At 69.0% G+C, this 16,317-nt stretch carries 14 protein-coding genes and 2 pseudogenes; 6 read left to right on the plus strand and 10 right to left on the minus strand.

Annotated elements, in window-relative coordinates:
* Positions 1–87: 87 nt before the first annotated feature.
* From H8R17_RS32685 to H8R17_RS32725, 9 genes and pseudogenes are all read right to left on the minus strand, one after another.
* Positions 88–354, minus strand: a pseudogene (locus H8R17_RS32685) (transposase); the annotation flags it as partial.
* Between the two features lie 152 nt (positions 355–506).
* Positions 507–1,421 carry a phytanoyl-CoA dioxygenase family protein gene (locus H8R17_RS32690; RefSeq protein WP_187826837.1) on the minus strand — a complete coding sequence of 305 codons (915 nt, stop codon included), beginning with the start codon at positions 1,419–1,421 and terminating at the stop codon, positions 507–509.
* Between the two features lie 340 nt (positions 1,422–1,761).
* Positions 1,762–1,965: a hypothetical protein gene (locus tag H8R17_RS47635; RefSeq protein ID WP_262505669.1), complete on the minus strand. Its 204-nt coding sequence runs from the start codon at positions 1,963–1,965 to the stop codon at positions 1,762–1,764.
* A complete protein-coding gene (locus H8R17_RS32700; protein ID WP_187826838.1) occupies positions 1,922–2,917 on the minus strand; it encodes an aminoglycoside phosphotransferase family protein in 996 nt (331 codons plus the stop codon). Before H8R17_RS32700 ends, H8R17_RS47635 begins: the two co-directional genes overlap by 44 nt.
* A 597-nt stretch (positions 2,918–3,514) precedes the next feature.
* Complete coding sequence (locus H8R17_RS32705) at positions 3,515–5,176, minus strand: alpha-amylase family glycosyl hydrolase (protein ID WP_187826839.1); 1,662 nt, start codon at positions 5,174–5,176, stop codon at positions 3,515–3,517.
* 81 nt (positions 5,177–5,257) lie between these two features.
* Positions 5,258–6,172, minus strand: coding sequence for a carbohydrate ABC transporter permease (locus H8R17_RS32710; protein ID WP_187826840.1), 915 nt, complete (start codon positions 6,170–6,172; stop codon positions 5,258–5,260).
* 109 nt (positions 6,173–6,281) lie between these two features.
* Complete coding sequence (locus H8R17_RS32715; protein ID WP_187826841.1) at positions 6,282–7,547, minus strand: carbohydrate ABC transporter permease; 1,266 nt, start codon at positions 7,545–7,547, stop codon at positions 6,282–6,284.
* 51 nt (positions 7,548–7,598) lie between these two features.
* Positions 7,599–8,843, minus strand: coding sequence for an extracellular solute-binding protein (locus H8R17_RS32720; RefSeq protein WP_187826842.1), 1,245 nt, complete (start codon positions 8,841–8,843; stop codon positions 7,599–7,601).
* A gap of 151 nt (positions 8,844–8,994) precedes the next feature.
* Positions 8,995–10,020 (minus strand): LacI family DNA-binding transcriptional regulator, encoded by a 1,026-nt coding sequence (locus H8R17_RS32725; protein WP_187826843.1) that lies wholly within the window; start codon positions 10,018–10,020, stop codon positions 8,995–8,997.
* A 209-nt stretch (positions 10,021–10,229) separates the two neighbouring features.
* Here H8R17_RS32725 and H8R17_RS32730 point away from each other — a divergent pair, with 209 nt between their 5' ends.
* From H8R17_RS32730 to H8R17_RS32750, 6 genes and pseudogenes are all read left to right on the plus strand, one after another.
* Positions 10,230–12,380 carry a glycogen debranching N-terminal domain-containing protein gene (locus H8R17_RS32730; RefSeq protein ID WP_187826844.1) on the plus strand — a complete coding sequence of 717 codons (2,151 nt, stop codon included), beginning with the start codon at positions 10,230–10,232 and terminating at the stop codon, positions 12,378–12,380.
* Positions 12,381–12,821: 441 nt separating this feature from the next.
* Positions 12,822–13,091, plus strand: coding sequence for a LacI family DNA-binding transcriptional regulator (locus tag H8R17_RS48900; protein WP_316959595.1), 270 nt, complete (start codon positions 12,822–12,824; stop codon positions 13,089–13,091).
* Positions 12,986–13,885 carry a LacI family DNA-binding transcriptional regulator gene (locus tag H8R17_RS32735; RefSeq protein ID WP_262505670.1) on the plus strand — a complete coding sequence of 300 codons (900 nt, stop codon included), beginning with the start codon at positions 12,986–12,988 and terminating at the stop codon, positions 13,883–13,885. The genes H8R17_RS48900 and H8R17_RS32735 overlap by 106 nt, the downstream gene beginning before the upstream one ends.
* Positions 13,886–14,029: 144 nt before the next feature.
* Positions 14,030–14,413 (plus strand): annotated as a pseudogene (locus H8R17_RS32740) (glycoside hydrolase family 32 protein); the annotation flags it as partial.
* A gap of 32 nt (positions 14,414–14,445) precedes the next feature.
* A complete protein-coding gene (locus tag H8R17_RS32745; RefSeq protein WP_187826845.1) occupies positions 14,446–15,054 on the plus strand; it encodes a hypothetical protein in 609 nt (202 codons plus the stop codon).
* Positions 14,999–15,277: a GH32 C-terminal domain-containing protein gene (locus H8R17_RS32750; protein ID WP_316959596.1), complete on the plus strand. Its 279-nt coding sequence runs from the start codon at positions 14,999–15,001 to the stop codon at positions 15,275–15,277. The genes H8R17_RS32745 and H8R17_RS32750 overlap by 56 nt, the downstream gene beginning before the upstream one ends.
* 594 nt (positions 15,278–15,871) lie before the next feature.
* Here H8R17_RS32750 and H8R17_RS32755 read toward each other — a convergent pair.
* Positions 15,872–16,276 (minus strand): GAF domain-containing protein, encoded by a 405-nt coding sequence (locus H8R17_RS32755; protein WP_187826847.1) that lies wholly within the window; start codon positions 16,274–16,276, stop codon positions 15,872–15,874.
* Positions 16,277–16,317 lie beyond the last annotated feature (41 nt).

Here is a 16,317-nt window from a genome sequence, read left to right on the forward strand (position 1 = left end):
ACCGTAGCGGCTGAAGCCGGGGACGAGCAGCGTAAGTAGTTGTTTCTAAGCCCGGCTTGATCGGGATTGGGCGGTACTCCAGCTGTAGATGTCGCCGGTCTCGTCGACCACCAGCACCGCCTGCTCGTCGTGCAGGTGCTCCACCACATAGCCCCATAGGTCGTCGCGGACGGCGTCGGCATCCCACGTGGCCCGGCTGAGCAGGTGCTGCGTGGCGTCCGGGGTGGACTCCCCGGCCCACTCGGCGATCGTCCAGCAGTTCTTTCGCGGCAGGTCTGGCAGGAGTCCGAGCACCAGCCGTCGGGCTCGGCGCCGTGGTTCCACCCGGGCGAAGCGGCCCGCGATTCGGCCCATCAGGACCTCGAAGGACTCCTGCCAACGAGTGGGGTCCACGCTGTGACCTGCGGCCACTGCATGGTTTTCAGTCTTCACACGCCGATGATCAACGGTGGCCGCGATCGCCTCCGCACCGGCCCCATCATCAAGCCACGTGATGAGGCGGGGTGTCAGCCAGGCTGGCGCCAAGGCGTGAGGTCGAGCCCGGGATACCGCAGCGCCATCCCGGCCATCGTCTCCGGGGTCCAGTAGGGATGTCCGGGCGGCGGAAACCCGAATGCCTGGAGCTGGCGCGGTGTGGCCCGCTCGACGAACGTGAACCAGTCCTCCTGGACAGCGGAGTAGGCCCAGCCCCGGCGCTGACCCCACTGGACTCCGGAGGGACGGAAGTTCAAGTGCATGGTGAACCGGGCACCGCGCGGCGCGGTCATGGCTGTTCCGCGATGGACGGTGCCGATCTCGAAGGCGACGACTGTGCCGGCAGTACCGGCTGCGGACACCTCCGCTTCGTACAGGTGCGGGCTGCCGCTGCCGTCCTGGAAGCGGCTCTTGCTTTCGAGGCCGGGCCGCAGATATCGGGCGGGCACGGCGGGGAGGTCGGCCGTGTGCCTCCGCGAGACAAGGTGCGCCGGGCCGAGCTCCTCGGGCACGTCCGCCAGGTACACGAACATCTCCAGCTGGCGGAAGCCGGGCGCGGTGCTGGGCACCAGAAGGGTATGGCCCGGATAATCGCGGTGCAGGTCCTGGTCGTAGTCGCTGGCACCGGCGTACTTCGCCCAGGCTTCCGCCCCGGAGATCTGGATGTCGTCGTCTTCCAGCAGCGTCTCGGCGAGTGTCAGGATCCGGTGGTTCACAGCCAGCAGGCTGATCTCCGTGCTGGCGAACGGGAAGTAGTCGATCCCGGCGAACTGGTCGCCGATGAATCGCTCGCGTCGTGCATCGGTTGCGTCGTGGAACCCCTCGGCGGACGGGAAGAGCAGATCCAGTTCGCCCACTGCGGGCTCCAGCTCATCGGGCGGGATGAAACCAGGGAGGATGACGAAGCCGTCTTCACGCCACGCCTGCGCCGCTACTTTGAGGTCCATCGGGCCAGGATGATCACGGCGAGCGCCGCAGGCAATCGGTTTTCCGGCGGGAAGTGCAACTGTGGGGCGTTGATGAAACCACCGGCAAGCGCAAGCGGTTCTCTTCGGCGATCCTCCCGCTCTGGTGCCGCAAGTCCCCGAAGATCGCTGAGTTGCTGCTCCTGCTCTACTCGACTCGCCAGCGCTTGAAAGAGCGAAGGAATTACGGCAGTTCCCCGTCGCGGGCAAGTTGGGCGCTGATGGACTCATTGAGTTCCGCCATGGTGCGGCGGAAGGCGTCCACGAGATCCACCTCGTAGCGGTGCGCGAGAATCAGTACCGACCACAGGCAGTCGGCGAGTTAATGCTCCAACGCCGCCCGGCCTCCCGGGACTTCGCGTGCGCCTTCCTCGGCCATGATGAGCTTGGCCAGATCACCGACGTCCCCCATGAAGCCGAGCAGGAACTCTTCGCGCGTCCAGACCCGACCGCGGTCACGGCGGTTCAGCTCGTCGTAGAGGTCATGGATCCGTATCGCCTGCCTCTTCAGCTCGTCGAGGTCCACGCGCCCACCTTATGCTCACTGCCACCGGCACACCCCGGGGGCACATGAGGGCCTCCGTGATGTGTCGGCATCGCACCGGGTCCTCGGTGAGGCTGGCCTTCAGTCCCCACAGCCAGTACTCGACGGCTCGCAACAGCGCCCACCTGCGCGCCCGGTCGCGGTCGAGGTCCGCGGCGTCGGCCAGCGCGTCGATGCACCACTCGACGCGCGATGAGCCGAGTTCGTCGAACCGGCTCCACAGCAAGGGGGCCACCTGGAATTCGAGGACGCCGCTCACGATCAGCGGGTCGACGACTGCCCAGTCCTCGTCCCAGGTGCGCAGCACCTGCTCGTAGTGCAGGTCGTTGTTGACGAGGACCGAGTAGTCGTCGCGGGAGAGTTCGCCGGCCAGTTCCAGTCCGCGGTCGAGTGTGCGGCGCGGCATCGGGCGCCCGAGATCCTCCCACTGCGCGGCGAGCTCCCGCCGGTGCTGCGCGGCGATGGCGCCGGTGGTGCGCAGACCGTGGGGTGGTTCGACTGCCAGGCGCCGCAGGACCGTGCCGATCACGGGGACCGCTTCCTCCAGCGGGACGTCCCGCAATGAACGGGTGTGGTCCAGCCGTCGCATCAGCATGACGCCCGCCGCGGTGTCGGCGTCGACGAGCCGGACGGCGCCGTGGCCGTCCCACAGGCGCAGCGCCAGTACCTGCTCCTCCATATGCCGGTCGGGCCATGTCACCTTCAGCGCCAGGGGCTCGCTTCCCCGGCTGACCGGCACGACGAGGCTGTTGTAGCCGTGCATGGGGCGGCCGTCGACCTTCAGGTTCCACCGGTCGCACCATTCGACGACGGTGTCCGGCAGGGCCGCCAGCCACCGGCTGCCCGCCTCGCCCTGATGTTGCCAGCGCCCGAAGCCCCGAAGGGCATCGGGCACCTCTACCAGCTTGCGTTGTTGTTGGCCCTCAGCAGTCATCGCATCTTCCTCACGATCACAACTGTGGACGGCAAAAGGTCGCCGCACTCTTGAATCGGTGATTACGCCGAGAGGCAGACTGCATGCTGACGGCAGAAGTCGAACTCTTCCTGGTTGGGGGCGTATCCGGTCCCCACCGAGAAGCGGGGCTCCGGCGAATTGCCGTAGTAGCCCACAGGATGAAGACCCGCCTGCCGTTCGCCAGGTGCACTCGTGCGGCTACGCCTTCCGAGAAGCCACCCGGTTGACTGATCGCGTCGGCCACCGGGCTGCCGAGCAACTGCTCAATCCGAGCAGTCACCTCGACAGGCATCGTCGCCCAAGTCATCTTTCGGCTACCTGTGGCCTCAGGCATGCCCAGATCTGCCGCAGTACGTCGTTCGTCGCGATCACCAGTGATCGTGGTTTTCCCCTGTCTTCAGCGGATGGCGATCATTCTGCGAGAGGGCTGTCCCCGTCTCCGGCGACTCCATCTGGTTCCTGGATATGGGCCAGGGCCTGTCCGGTCGGCGGGGAGTGAACACCGGACAGGCCCTGGCGGATTTGGGCGCGACTGGGCGCGGGGGACGTCGGACGGGTGATTGCCGTCGCCGTCCGTCAGTCCCGGTGCAGCAGGACCGTGGTGTCGGGGGGCAGCAGCCCGTCCTTGCCCAGCGGTGCTGACGTGATGAGGGGGCTCGTTGCGTCGGGGAGCGGGGTCGGCTGGTCGGTGAGGTTGACCGCGCACAGCAGGCCGTTGCCGCGTTCGAAGAGGAGCGTGCCGGGCGGGCTGTCCAGCCAGCGGAATTCCTCAGTGCGCAGGTGGGGGTTGGTGCGGCGCAGGCGCAGGGCGGAGCGGTAGAGCTGGAGCGTGGAGGTGCGGTCGGCCTGGTTGGCTTCGGCGGTGTAGGACTTCCAGTCGTCCGGCTGCGGGAGCCAGGGGGCGGCGGACACGGACGTACTGAAGCCGAAGGGCGGGGTGTCGCCGGTCCAGGGGAGGGGGACGCGGCAGCCGTCACGGCCTCGGACCGTGTGGCCGGAGCGTTCCCAGGTGGGGTCCTGAAGCGCGGACTCGGGGAGGTCTTCGACCTCGTACAGGCCGAGTTCCTCGCCCTGGTAGATGTACGCGCCTCCGGGCAGGGCCAGCATCAGCAGGGCCGCCGCTCGGGCTCGGCGGGTGCCGAGGGCGAGGTCGGTTGGGTGGCCCTGGTCGCGCATCGGGGTCGTGACGCCGGTGTGGGCGCGGCCGTAGCGGGTGACGTGACGGGCCTCGTCGTGGTTGGAGAGGACCCAGGTGGCCGGGGCGCCGACGCTCGCCAGATCGGTGATCGTGCGGTCGATCACCTCACGCAACGTGTCTGCCTCCAAGGCGCACTTGAGGAAGTCGAAGTTGAAGGCGGTGTGGAGTTCATCGGGGCGGAGGTAGTCGGGCATGCGGCCGGGGCGGACGTGGGCCTCGGCGACGAAGACGCGGGGGTCGGGGTAGCTGTCGGCGATGGCCCGCCAGCTGCGGAAGATGTCGTGGACGCCCTCGCGGTCCCAGTGTGGGTGGTCGTCCTCGTAGGCGATGACGGAGAACTCCGTCAGGCCGAGGTCCGGGAGGGCCGGGTCCTTGACCATGCCGTGGGCGACGTCGATGCGGAAGCCGTCCACGCCGAGGTCGAACCAGAAGCGCAGGATCGACTCGAACTCGGCTCGGACCTCGTCGTTGTCCCAGTTGAGGTCGGGTTGTTCAGGGGCGAAGAGGTGGAGGTACCACTGGCCGTCCGGAGTGCGGGTCCAGGTGGGGCCGCCGAAGGCCGCGTGCCAGTCGTTCGGGGGCTCGCTGCCGTTCTGTCCTCTCCCGTCGCGGAAGATGAACCGCTCCCTTTCCGGGGAGCCGGGCGCCGCCGCCAACGCCTCCTGGAACCAGGTGTGTTGGTCGGAGACGTGGTTCGGGACGATGTCCAGGATCACCCGCAGGCCCAGTCCGTGGGCCTCGGTGATCAGCTTGCGTGCCTCGTCGAGGGTGCCGTATGTGGGGTGGATGTTGCGGAAGTCGGAGACGTCGTAGCCGCCGTCGGCCAGCGGGGACGGGTACCAGGGGTTGATCCAGATGGCGTCGATGCCGAGGTGGGCGAGGTACTGGAGGCGGGAGCGGAGGCCGGCGATGTCGCCGGTTCCGTCACCGTCGCCGTCGGCGAAGCTGCGTATGTACACCTGGTAGATGGCCGCGGAGCGCCACCAGGAGTCGTCCGTGACTTCGTTCGTGGCGTCGTTCGAGGGGGTTGGGTTGCTCATGTGGCTCGGTCCTGTCGGAGGGGGTGCGTGGTCCACACCGCCCGCTTATCGATCACAACGAACTTCGGGTGCCTCGCCCGGCTACCCCTTGGTCGCGCCTGCCGTGCCGCCGCGGACGAAGTGCCGCTGGAAGGCGAAGAACACCAGGGCCACGGGGATGGTCATGATGAGGGTCGCCGCGAGTTTGAGCGGGTACTGGTTGCCCGAGCCGAGTTGTCCGGAGACGAGTGAGGCGACCCCGGTGGTGAGGGTGTTCAGTTCCGGGCTCTGGCGGGACACGATGAAGTGGCCCAGTTCGTTCCATGATCCCTGGAACGACAGGATGGTGAGGGTGAGCAGTGCGGGCCGGGCCATCGGCAGCACGATGGACCAGAAGGTTCGGAAGGTGCTCGCGCCGTCTATTCGGGCTGCTTCCTCGACGCTGATGGGGATCGACTCGAAGAACTGCTTCATGATGAACACCCCCGCGGCGTCGGCGAGGAGCGGGACGATCATCCCCGAGTAGGAGTCGTACATCCCCAGCTGGTTGAGGACGAGGAACTTCGGGATGAGCAGGACGACGCCGGGCACGGCCATGACGGCGATGACGGCGGCGAACAGTGCGCCCCGGCCGGGGAAGCGCAGCCGGGCCAGTGCGTATCCGGCCAGGGAGTCGAAGAAGACGCGGCCCGCGGTGACGAGCAGCGAGACGACGACGGAGTTCGCGAACCAGCGCGGGTAGTCCGCTTCGGCGAGCCGGCTGAAGGCGGCTGTCGTGAAGTGGTGCGGCCACAGTGACAGCGGGTTGTTGGTGGCGTCCGCATCGGTTTTGAAGCTGGTCGCGAGCTGGATGAGGAAGGGGTAGATGTAGACCATCGCGACGAGGACGAGGGCCGTGTAGCCGAGCGCGCGGGTGAGGGCGCCGCGCCGGGTGCGGTTGCCTTTCCCACGGGGCGTGTGCGGGCCGTCCGCGGGGGCTGCGGTGTCTGTGTCGGCAAGCTGGGGATGTGTGCTCATCGCGTGCCTCTGTGGACGTCGGGGGTGGCCGCCGGGGCAGCTGCGGTGGTGGGCGCGGCTGCGTCGGTTCGGGGTGGTGGCCAGGGGGCCGTTGCGGGGGTGCGGGGCATCAGGCGGTCTCCGTGGTCGGGCCGGACCCAGAGCGGGCCGCTTTCGCCGCGCGCCGGGTGGCGGCCCTGGCACGGGCCTCGTCCTTGTCCCGCAGCACGAACCGCTGCACCAGCGTCATCGCGACGATGAGCGCGAAGAGGATGAAGGCGATGGCACTGCCCTGCCCCCACTCGTTGTTGATGAACGAGGACTGGTACGAGAGGTACGCGGGAGTCAGTGTCGTCTTCCCCGGACTGCCCTGGCTCATGATGTAGATCTGGTCGAAGACCTGCCAGGAGCCGATGAGTCCGAGAGTCAGGACGAGGAAGAGGGTCGGCTTGAGCATCGGCAGCGTGACGTGACGGAACCGCTGCCAGCGCCCGGTCCCGTCGATCTCGGCGGCCTCCTCGACTTCCAGGGGGATGTCCTGCAGTGCGGCGAGGAACATGAGCATGAACGTGCCCGCCGTCGTCCACACGACCAGCACGATGATCGCGGTCATGGCGACGCTGGGGCCGGATATCCAGTCCCACAGGGACAGTCCGCCGATGGTTGTGTCGGCGAGTGCGGCCGGTGGCGCGTCGTTGTTCACGCCGAAGGCGCCGAGGGCGAGATGGACAATGCCGCGCGGATCGGCGAACCAGGCCGGTCCGTCGACTCCGACCTTCGCCAGCAGGGCGTTGACCACTCCGCTGGAGGAGAAGATGAACAGGAAGACGACCGAGATCGCTACCGAGCTCGTCACCGACGGGAAGTAGTACGCGGTGCGGAAGAACCCTTTGCCCTTCAGCCGTCGCCCGTTGACCAGGAGCGCCAGGCCCAGGGCGAGCGCGGTCTGCAGCGGGACGACGAAGAGCACGTAGTAGGCGTTGTTGCGCAGGCTCGTCATGAAGTCGCTCTGCGCCAGGCCGGGCTTGGTGACGAGCTGCCCGTAGTTCTCTCCGCCGACGAAGTGCACGCCGGCCGAGAAGGGGCTGCCCTGGCCGTTCCAGTCGGACAGGCTCACCCAGAGCGCCATGACGATCGGCACGACCAGAAAGAGTCCGAGCACGACGAGGACGGGTGAGACGAACAGCCAGCCGGCGAGACCTTCCCGGCCCCGGATACCGCCGCGGGGGCCTCGGGCGGGGCGGCCTCCACCGGCCTTGGTGCCGTCCGGGCCGGTGTCCTTGCGGCGTCCGCGCAGCGCGGATGACGGGGCGTCGGCCTTGGCGGTGCCTGCCGGGCGGGCCGGTGCCGGGCCGCTACCCGGGCCCTGTGCGGGCCCGGGGTTCGGTTCACTCATCGCAGGTTCACTCTCGTTCCGTTCGTGTCGGCACTATCCGCGATATCCGGGTTACTGGCCTACGACCGCCTGCGCGTTCTTCTGAAGCCGCGCGAGGATCTGCTTCGGGTCGGCGTTGGGCAGCCCCTGAAGGCCGGTGTCGAAGTCGGCGAGCACCTGGTCGATCTTCGCGACGTTCACCGGCGCCTGGGCGTACGCGGCGCCGTCGATGAACGCCTTGTCCTGCGGGAACTGGGCGACGTACTCGGCCTGGGCGGACTGTCGCGACGGCATCACGCCGATGGCCTTGGCGAAGGTCAGCTCGGCGTCCTTCGCGGTCATCGCCTTGACGAAGTCGATGGCGGCGGCCTTGTGCTTGCTCTTGGCCGCGATGCCCCAGCACTGGGTGAAGGCGAGCGTGCCCTTCTTGCCCGTAGGGCCGGCCGGCAGCGGGACCGTCTTGTACTTGACGTTCGGGTAGTCGCTCTTCATGGCGCCGGCGATCCAGTTGCCCTCGATCGTCATGGCGGCCTTCTGCTTGCCGAAGGCTTCGCCCGGCCAGCCGGCGTCGAGCTGCTTGGGGTACTTGGCCGAGCCGTTGGCGAGCAGTGACTGGACGAACTTCAGGGCCTCGAGGTTCTGCGGTGAGTCCGCGGTGACCTTGGTGGCGTCCTTGTTCGTCACCCATCCGCCGGCCTCGACCATGAAGGCACCGATCCGGTCGCGCGTGTCGCCGAGGGCCAGACCGACCTGCTTGCTCGTCGTCAGCTTCTTGGCCACGGTCGCCAGCTGCTGCCAGGTGGTGGGGTAATCGGCGGCGGTGAGGCCCGCCTTCGCCCACGCCGTGGTGTTGATCTGCAGGCCGAGCGTGGAGAAGTCCTTGGGGATGCAGTAGAGCTTGCTCTTGTAGGTGAACGCCTGACGCAGCGCGGGGTAGAAGTCGTCCTTACCCGGGAAGCTGTCGCCGTACGGTTCGAGACTGCCCGCGCTCGCGTACGTCGCGAAGCGGGCGGCGTCGACGTAGAAGACGTCCGGCGGGTTGTTCGAGGCGAAGCCCTGGCCCAGCTGCTGCTCCATGTTCTGGGCCTGGGTGACGGTCGCCTTGTTGCCTGACTTCGCCCCCCATGCGTTGGCGGCGTCCGTGACGGCTTTCGTCTCGGCGTCGCCGCTGGAGGCGATGAGGACCTTGATCGAGGCAGGGCCGGCCGACTGCTTGCTGTCGGTGCCGCTGTCGAACCCGCTGCCGCCACAGGCCGACAGGCTGAGCGACAGCAGCGCGATGCCACCAACAGCCCAGTGTATACGCGGATTTCGCATGATAAATCTCCTTGCGCAGGCCGGCCTGACGCGCCGGTGGTAGAGGGGACCGCATCCCGTCCGCTGCACTGCAGCTACGAGCGGGATCGCGGGTGTTCGCTGAACGGACTACGGTGCCGCTGCGGGGTGGGTGCGGGTGCCGCTGAGGGACTCAGCCGCTTGCGCGGATGACGAGCCGGGGCGGCAGCAGGACAGGGGTGGGCGGGACGGCCGGCGGCTTGGGAGTCGCCAGCAGTTCCTGGAGCATCCCCAGGCAGGCGGCGGCGGCCTCGTCGTACGGCTGCGCCACGCTGCTCAGGCCGACGACCCCTGCGGTCGGGGAGTCGTCGAAGCCGACCACCGCGACATCGACCCCGGGGCGCAGTCCACGCGCGGTGATCTCGGTCCAGGCCCCGAGGGCCAGGGAGTCGCTCGCGCAGACGATCGCGGTCGGCGGGGTGGGCAGGTCGAGCATCGCCGCGGCGGCCTTACGGCCGGTGTCGAGCCCGTCGGGGACGCCCATGTCGTAGCCGTCCGGGGTGTCGAGCCCGGACACGGCCATAAGGGCGGACCAGCCGCTGCGCCGGTCCTCACCGACCTCTGAACCTTCCGGCCAGCCGATGAAGGCGATCCTTTGGTGGCCGGACTCGATGAGGTGCCGGGTCGCGGCAAGGGTCCCTTGCGCGCCGTCGACGTCGACCCAGCCGTGCGGCTCGGGGGCCTCGGGTTCAGCTCCCCAGGGTCGGCCGAAGGTCACGAACGGTACCCGGCGCTTGGTGAGCCATTCCGTCCGGCTGTCGCCGGCGTGTGTGGCGTGCAGGACGAAGGCGTCGAGGTCGTGGTCGTCGAGAAGTTGCTCGTACAGGGAGCATTCGTGGTCGTCGTCGTGGGCCGTGAACACCACGATCCGGTAGCCGGCTTCCTGGGTTCGGGCGGTCAGTGACTGGAGGAAGTGGGCGAGGACGGCGCCGTTGACGCCGTCGCGTAGCGGCTCGATGCGGGCGCCGATCAGACGTGAACGCCGGGTCCGCAGCGTCCGTGAAGCCTGGTTCGGGCGGTAGTTGAGTTCCTTGATGGCGGCCTGCACGCGGGCCAGGGTCTCCGGGCGCACCCGGTGCGGCGCGTTGATGACGTTGGACACGGTCTGCATCGACACGGAGGCATGCCGCGCCACGCTCTCGAGTGTTACTCGCGCCATCGCGAAGCCACCTCCACAAGTTCACTGCGCCGCATCGTATCGCCGTCGCGGTGCCGCATCGTCACGCCATCGCGCTTGGATTTGAGCGTTAAATTTAGCGTTCTGATCGGTTACTGTGGCGATCGCCGCCCGCACTGTCAAGAGTCGGCGCGGTTACAAATCGCCCTCACAACCGCCCACGAGACACGAGGGCACCGGACGGAGCTTCCATGACTTCACCCCAGCGGCAGCCGCTCCTGCACGACCTCGCGGTCACCCTCGCCGCCCCGACCGTCGTACTGTCCGAGCCGGACGGCAACCTCGACGCCGCCGCTCCCGGGGCCGGCGTGCAGGGGCTCTTCCACGCCGACGCACGCGCGGTGAGCCTGCTGCGCGTGACCCTGCGCCCCCTCGGGGCCCCGTCCGGCGAGCACGCCGGGAAGGCGCCTCCGGCAGTCGGCGGCGAGGGCTGGCTGCCGGTCGTTGCGGTCATGAACGCTGCGGACGGACCCGGTCGCAGCCGTTTCGTCGGCCTGGCCCAGGCGCTCGGCGACGCCATTCCCGACCCGACCGTCCGAGTCGACCGGAGGCGCATCCTCAACCCCGGCCTGCTCACCGAACAGCTGACCGTCCGCTCCACCGCGACGACGCCGGTGCATCTCGCCGTCCGGGTCGAAGTCGCTGGAGACCTCATGCCACTGGAGCACGCGAAAGCCGGCCTCGCGCCCCGGTCTCCTCTTCAGCCAGCGGGCGAACTCTCTTCCGGCACCGGCGAGTTGCGCTGGGGCGACGACACGGTCGCCGTCACCGTCAGCGCCCCGGGCGCGACGCCCGACGCCGAGCACTCCGCGCTGACCTGGACCCTCACGGTCGAGCCCGGCGAGAACGTCGACCTGCACCTGGCCGTCGAGATCACGGAACCCGACGCCGTCGTCACGGCCGCCGACCCCCGGCCCACCTGGCAGCGCCCGGACGTCACCGCCGACGACCGGCGCCTGCCCGCCCTCGTCGCGCAGAGCCTGGACGACCTCCAGTCGCTGCGTATGGCCATGGCCACATCGCCCGGTGACACCTTCCTCGCCGCGGGCGTCCCCTGGTTCTTCACGCTCTTCGGCCGGGACAGCCTGTGGGCCGCACGGATGCTCCTGCCGCTGGGCACCGACCTCGCCCTGGGCACCCTGCGCACCCTGGCCGCCCAGCAGGGCACCCGCACCGATCCCGCGACGGAGGAAGAGCCGGGCAAGATCCTCCACGAGGTGCGGCGCGGGGTCTTCGACGACGGCATGGGTCTCCGTCTGCCGCCGGTCTACTACGGCACGGTCGACGCGACACCCCTGTGGATCTGCCTGCTCCACGACGCATGGCGCTGGGGCCTGCCCGCCGACGACATTGCACCGCTGCTGCCCGCGCTCCAGGCCGCGCTCGGCTGGATCGAGACCGCAGCCCAGGCCGGTGGCGGGTTCCTCTCCTACATCGATCACAGCGGCACCGGTCTGGCCAACCAGGGCTGGAAGGACTCCGGCGACGCCGCCCGGTTCGCCGACGGCCGCCTCGCCGAAGCCCCCCTCGCTCTCGCCGAAGTACAGGGCTACGCCTACGAGGCCGCCCTCGCCGGGGCGGCACTCCTCGACGCCTTCGGACTGCCCGACGGCGAACGCTGGCGGACCTTCGCGTCCTCCCTCGCCGACCGGTTCCGCGGCCGGTTCTGGGTCTCCGACCAGCACGGCCCCTACCCGGCCATGGCACTCGACGGCTCGGGGCGCCCCGTCGACTCCGTCACCAGCAACATGGGTCACCTCCTGGCCACCGGCATACTCAACGCCGACGAGACCGCCACCGTCGCCGCACGGCTCGCCGCCCCCGACATGTCCGACGCCTACGGACTGCGCACCATGTCATCCCAGTCAGGCGGCTACGGCCCGCTGCGCTACCACTGCGGCACCGTCTGGCCCCACGACACCGCCATCGCCGTCACCGGCCTCGCCCGCACCGGCCACACCGACGCCGCCGCCCGCCTCATCGAGGGCATCCTCGACGCGGCACCGGCCTTCGACTACCGGCTGCCCGAACTGTGGGGCGGCGACGCCCGCACGGACACCCCCGCACCCGTCCCCTACCCGGCCGCCTGCCAGCCACAAGCCTGGTCCGCGGCAGCAGCCATCGCCCTCATGACCGCGATGACCGGACTGGATCCCGACGTCCCCGCCGGCCGCCTCCACCTCCGACCGACAGGCCCACTCCCCGTCGGCGCAGTCACCGTCACAGGGCTCACCATCGCGGGAGAACAGCTCGACGTCACCATCAACTCCGGCGGCCGCGTCGAATCGGTAACAGCCCCCGCGGGACTGACCGTCGAGGAATCCGCGGAGCTGCGGGCCTGAGGATCACCCCGGGCAGCCGATGCCACGACCGGTCCAACAAGGCCGGCGGCGGCTCGACGGCGGTCCTACCGCCGCATGAACGGCCGAGTTTGCTCAGCCTGAGCAGCGAGGATTTCAGCAACTCAGGCTGAGCAACAGAAGGTTCCTCCCCGAGAGGTACCTCGCCGCGCTCGCCGATGGCAGCACCCAGATTGTTTCGGCCGCCGTGCCCGCCTGACGCACCCGGAGTGCCGGGCGGCCTACTCACGATCGGCGCCAAGCTGTCCCGGCGCTCCCCGGATCGACAGTTCAGCGAAATATGTAAATGCCGCGCACCGTCATGGCCTTCGCCCAACTGGGCGGTGAAGCCGTCACAGCTCCAGGACAGGCCGATGGAGTCGGTGTCCGCGGCCTGGGGCGGCACGTACTCGCACACAACTCCTCTGCAAGTCGGAGAGCCGCATGCCCCGCTCCAGCAAGAACCCCTCACCCAAGGGCGGACCGGTGACCCTCGCCATGGTCGCCGCCCGAGCCGGGGTCTCGAAGCAGACCGTGTCCAACGCGATCAACTCGCCGGACATGCTGCGGCCCGAGACCCTGGAACGGTCCGCCGCGCGATCGACGAGATGGGCTACCGGCCCAGCCGGGCGGCGCAGACGCTGCGCAGCGGTTCGAGCAAGCTCATCGGCTACGGCATCCAGCCCGCTCCGCCCGTCACCGCGGGCGCGGTGATGGACCGCTTCCTGCATGCCCTGTCGGATGCCGCCGACGAGGCCGGGTACCGGATCCTGCTGTTCGCCTCCCCGCCCGACGGCCCGAGCCTGGAGGGCTACGAGGAACTGCTGGCGCAGCACGAGGTCGACGGCTTCGTGCTCAGCGGCACCGAGCGCGGCGACCCCCGCCAGGCATGGCTGGCCAAGCGGGGCGTGCCGTTCATCGGGTTCGGCCGGATGCGGTCGGGACGGCCCCTCGGTGACTGGGTCGACGTCGACGGCGCCTGTGGCGCTGATGGAGCGGTCGAGCACCTGGTAGCCCTCGGACATCGCAAGATCGCCTTCCTCGGCTGGGAGCGCGGCGCCTCCGGCGCGGGTGACGACCGCGCCGAGGGCTGGCTGCGGGCCATGCGGCGGCACGGACTCCCGACCCGCGGCCGGCGCGGGCAGAGCATCGTGAACGACATCGAGGCGGCCCGTGCGGCAGCGAAACCGTTGCTGGACGGCGGCGCGACCGCGGTGATCGCCGCCAGCGACATGCTGGCACTGGGCTGCTATCAGATGCTGCGCGAACAGGGCGCCGCTCCCGGCCGTGACGTGGCTGTGGTCGGCTTCGACGACTCGCCGACCGCCGGACTCCTCTCGCCCGGCCTGTCCTCCGTCGCCCAGCCGCTGGAGGAGGCCGGCCGAGAGTGCGTACGACTGCTGCTGGCCCGGATCGCGGCCCCTGACTCCCCGCCCGAGCGGCTCCTGCTGGAGCCGTCCCTGATCGTGCGCGACAGCGCCGGCGCCCCGCTGTCCGCCCAGGCGTAACTCCCGGCCGACCGGCCTGCCTTCCCTGCCCGGCCGGCCCGACCCCACCTCGAAACGTTTCCCCTACCGGTCCAGCGACCTGAGACGTGGGAACACCTCAGCGACTTCGGTCCGGCCGGCGCCACCACCGGAGTCTGGGAGTGCCCGGACCTGGTCCCGCTCCCGGTGGACGGCAACAAGAAGAAGACCAAGTGGGTGCTGCTGGTCAACCTCAACCCCGGCGGCATCACCGGCGGGTCGGTCAACCAGTACTTCACCGGAACCTACGACGGCAAGCGCTTCGTCTCCGACGACAAGCCGTACGTCGCACCGCCCGGCCGTGACCTCGGCAGCTTCGACGACGGCACGTACGACGGATGGACGCCCGACGGCACCGCCTTCGGTACGGCACCCGCCACCGGTAACCTGCCCGATCAGAGCGGTGTCTCCGAGTGGGTCGGCGCTGGGCTGGCCAACAGCTTCAACGGCCGTGACGCGGGCACCGGCACGCTGACCTCGCCCGAGTTCACCCTCGATGCCGGGTCCTGAACTTCAAGGTAGGCGGCGGGAAGTACCCCTACGTGCCCGGCGCCACGCAGACCGCCACCGGCTCGGACGTCGAGGCGCTCGATTGGACCAGTTGGGACGTGCGCAGCCTTCAGGGCAAGACAGCCCGGATCGTGCTGGCAGACAACAACACCGGCGGCTGGGGCCACCTGCTCGCCGACCAGTTCAGCCTGTGGGGCACGCCCGCGACGTCCGGCTTCCAGCGGGCGCACTGGGTCGACTACGGCAAGGACAACTACGCGGGTGTCACGTTCAACAACGCTCCTGCGGGCCGCTGGGTGATGATCGGTTGGATGAACAACTGGGACTACTCCGGCTCCATCCCGACCGATCCGTGGCGTAGCGCGATGACCGTGCCGCGCGAGCTGGGCCTGCGCAGCACCGGTGAAGGCGTCCGCCTGGTACAGCAGCCCGTCTCCGAGCTGCGGAGCCTGCGCGAGGACACCGTGCTCAATGCCAAGAACCTGCCGGTGACCAACGGCTCCGCACCGCTGCGGGCCACGGGCGAGGCATACGAGCCGACGGCAACGTTCGCCCCCCGGCACGGCCAGCACCGTCGGTGTGAAGGTGCGCACCGGCAACGGTCAGGAGATCCGGATCGGCTACGACTGGTCAGCCGGTGAGGTCTTCGTCGACCGGACCAAGTCGGGCGATGTCGGCTTCAGCCTCGACTTCCCCGGGGTGCAGCGGGCCCCGATATCGGTCGGCGCCAACGGCAAGGTGACCCTGCGGGTGCTGGTCGACTGGTCCTCGGTCGAGGTCTTCACCCAGGACGGTTCGGTCGCCATCACCGACCAGATCTTCCCCGACCCCAGCAGTGTGATGCGGCCATCAGGCCCGACTTGATCTGCTCACAGTCGGGCCGCATCGGCAACGACCCACCAGACCGTTTGCGCTTCAGCGTGGCATCGGCACATTCAGGCAGGTCAGAAGGAGTTTTAGTGAGGCGGTGAGGCTGTAGTCCCCGGTCCGCGGCGCGACCCCTGTTTTGCTGGCGATCAGGGTCAATGGGCGCCGAGTGAACGTGCTTTGACCTGCAGAAATATGTCAAGGGGAGGGGGTAGGGCCCGACGCAAGGAGCAATGCGCTGCTCGAAAAGAGCAACGGTCAAAAGACCGTGTGTGTTTTGGCATGTACGCAAAAACTTCCGACTTGTATTTCTGCAGGTCAGGAGCCTTTTCTGAAGTGCCCCCGGCGGGGTACCCAACAGATGGGAACGGGGGCGATCAGCGGTTTTGTGGGGGGCGGGTCACCGTGGCGGCGACTTATGACTTGCCGTAGTGGGCTTGGCCGCAGGTTCGTGCCCCCCGGCAGGAGCCACAAAACATGGCTGGTCGTGCGCAGGGCGTTGACCTGCGCATTTGTGTCACGGTGGCGGTTGAGGGGCGGGCGTGGCTGGTGCCGCTTTCGCCGGGCTCCGTTGTGGGCGAGAAGACCGAGTCACCGACGACGTGATGCGCTCGGGGTGTTGCGTTGGTTCGACGAGTGCTCGGTGGAGCCCTGGGCTCCACCGAGGCAATCACATGCGATCTTTGCCTCGCTGAAGACCGGGGAGTCGCTGGCCCGGATCATGGTGACCGTTCCCACGCCGTGCCCTCGGGCGGTCAACGACACGACCAGTGCCGAGTGGATGCCCGCGGCCCGGAACGGGGTGACCCGGTGCGGGTCGGGGACGGCACGGCCGAGTTCCTCGTCGTCCGGCAGGTTGGCGATCACGGGCCGTCCGGTGGCCAGGCGGCGGGGGATCGACGGCCCGGGCTGGTGGTCGACGTACTCACCGGGGCGGCCGAGCGGCCGCAACACGGCTTCGAGCTCCGGGACCGAGGCCAGGGCAGCCCGCCGCATACGTAGTGATCCGTCCCACCCGGTCCGGACGGTGCCGGGCT

This window comes from Streptomyces sp. TRM68367 (assembly GCF_014495685.1).
Classification (GTDB): Bacteria; Actinomycetota; Actinomycetes; order Streptomycetales; family Streptomycetaceae; genus Streptomyces.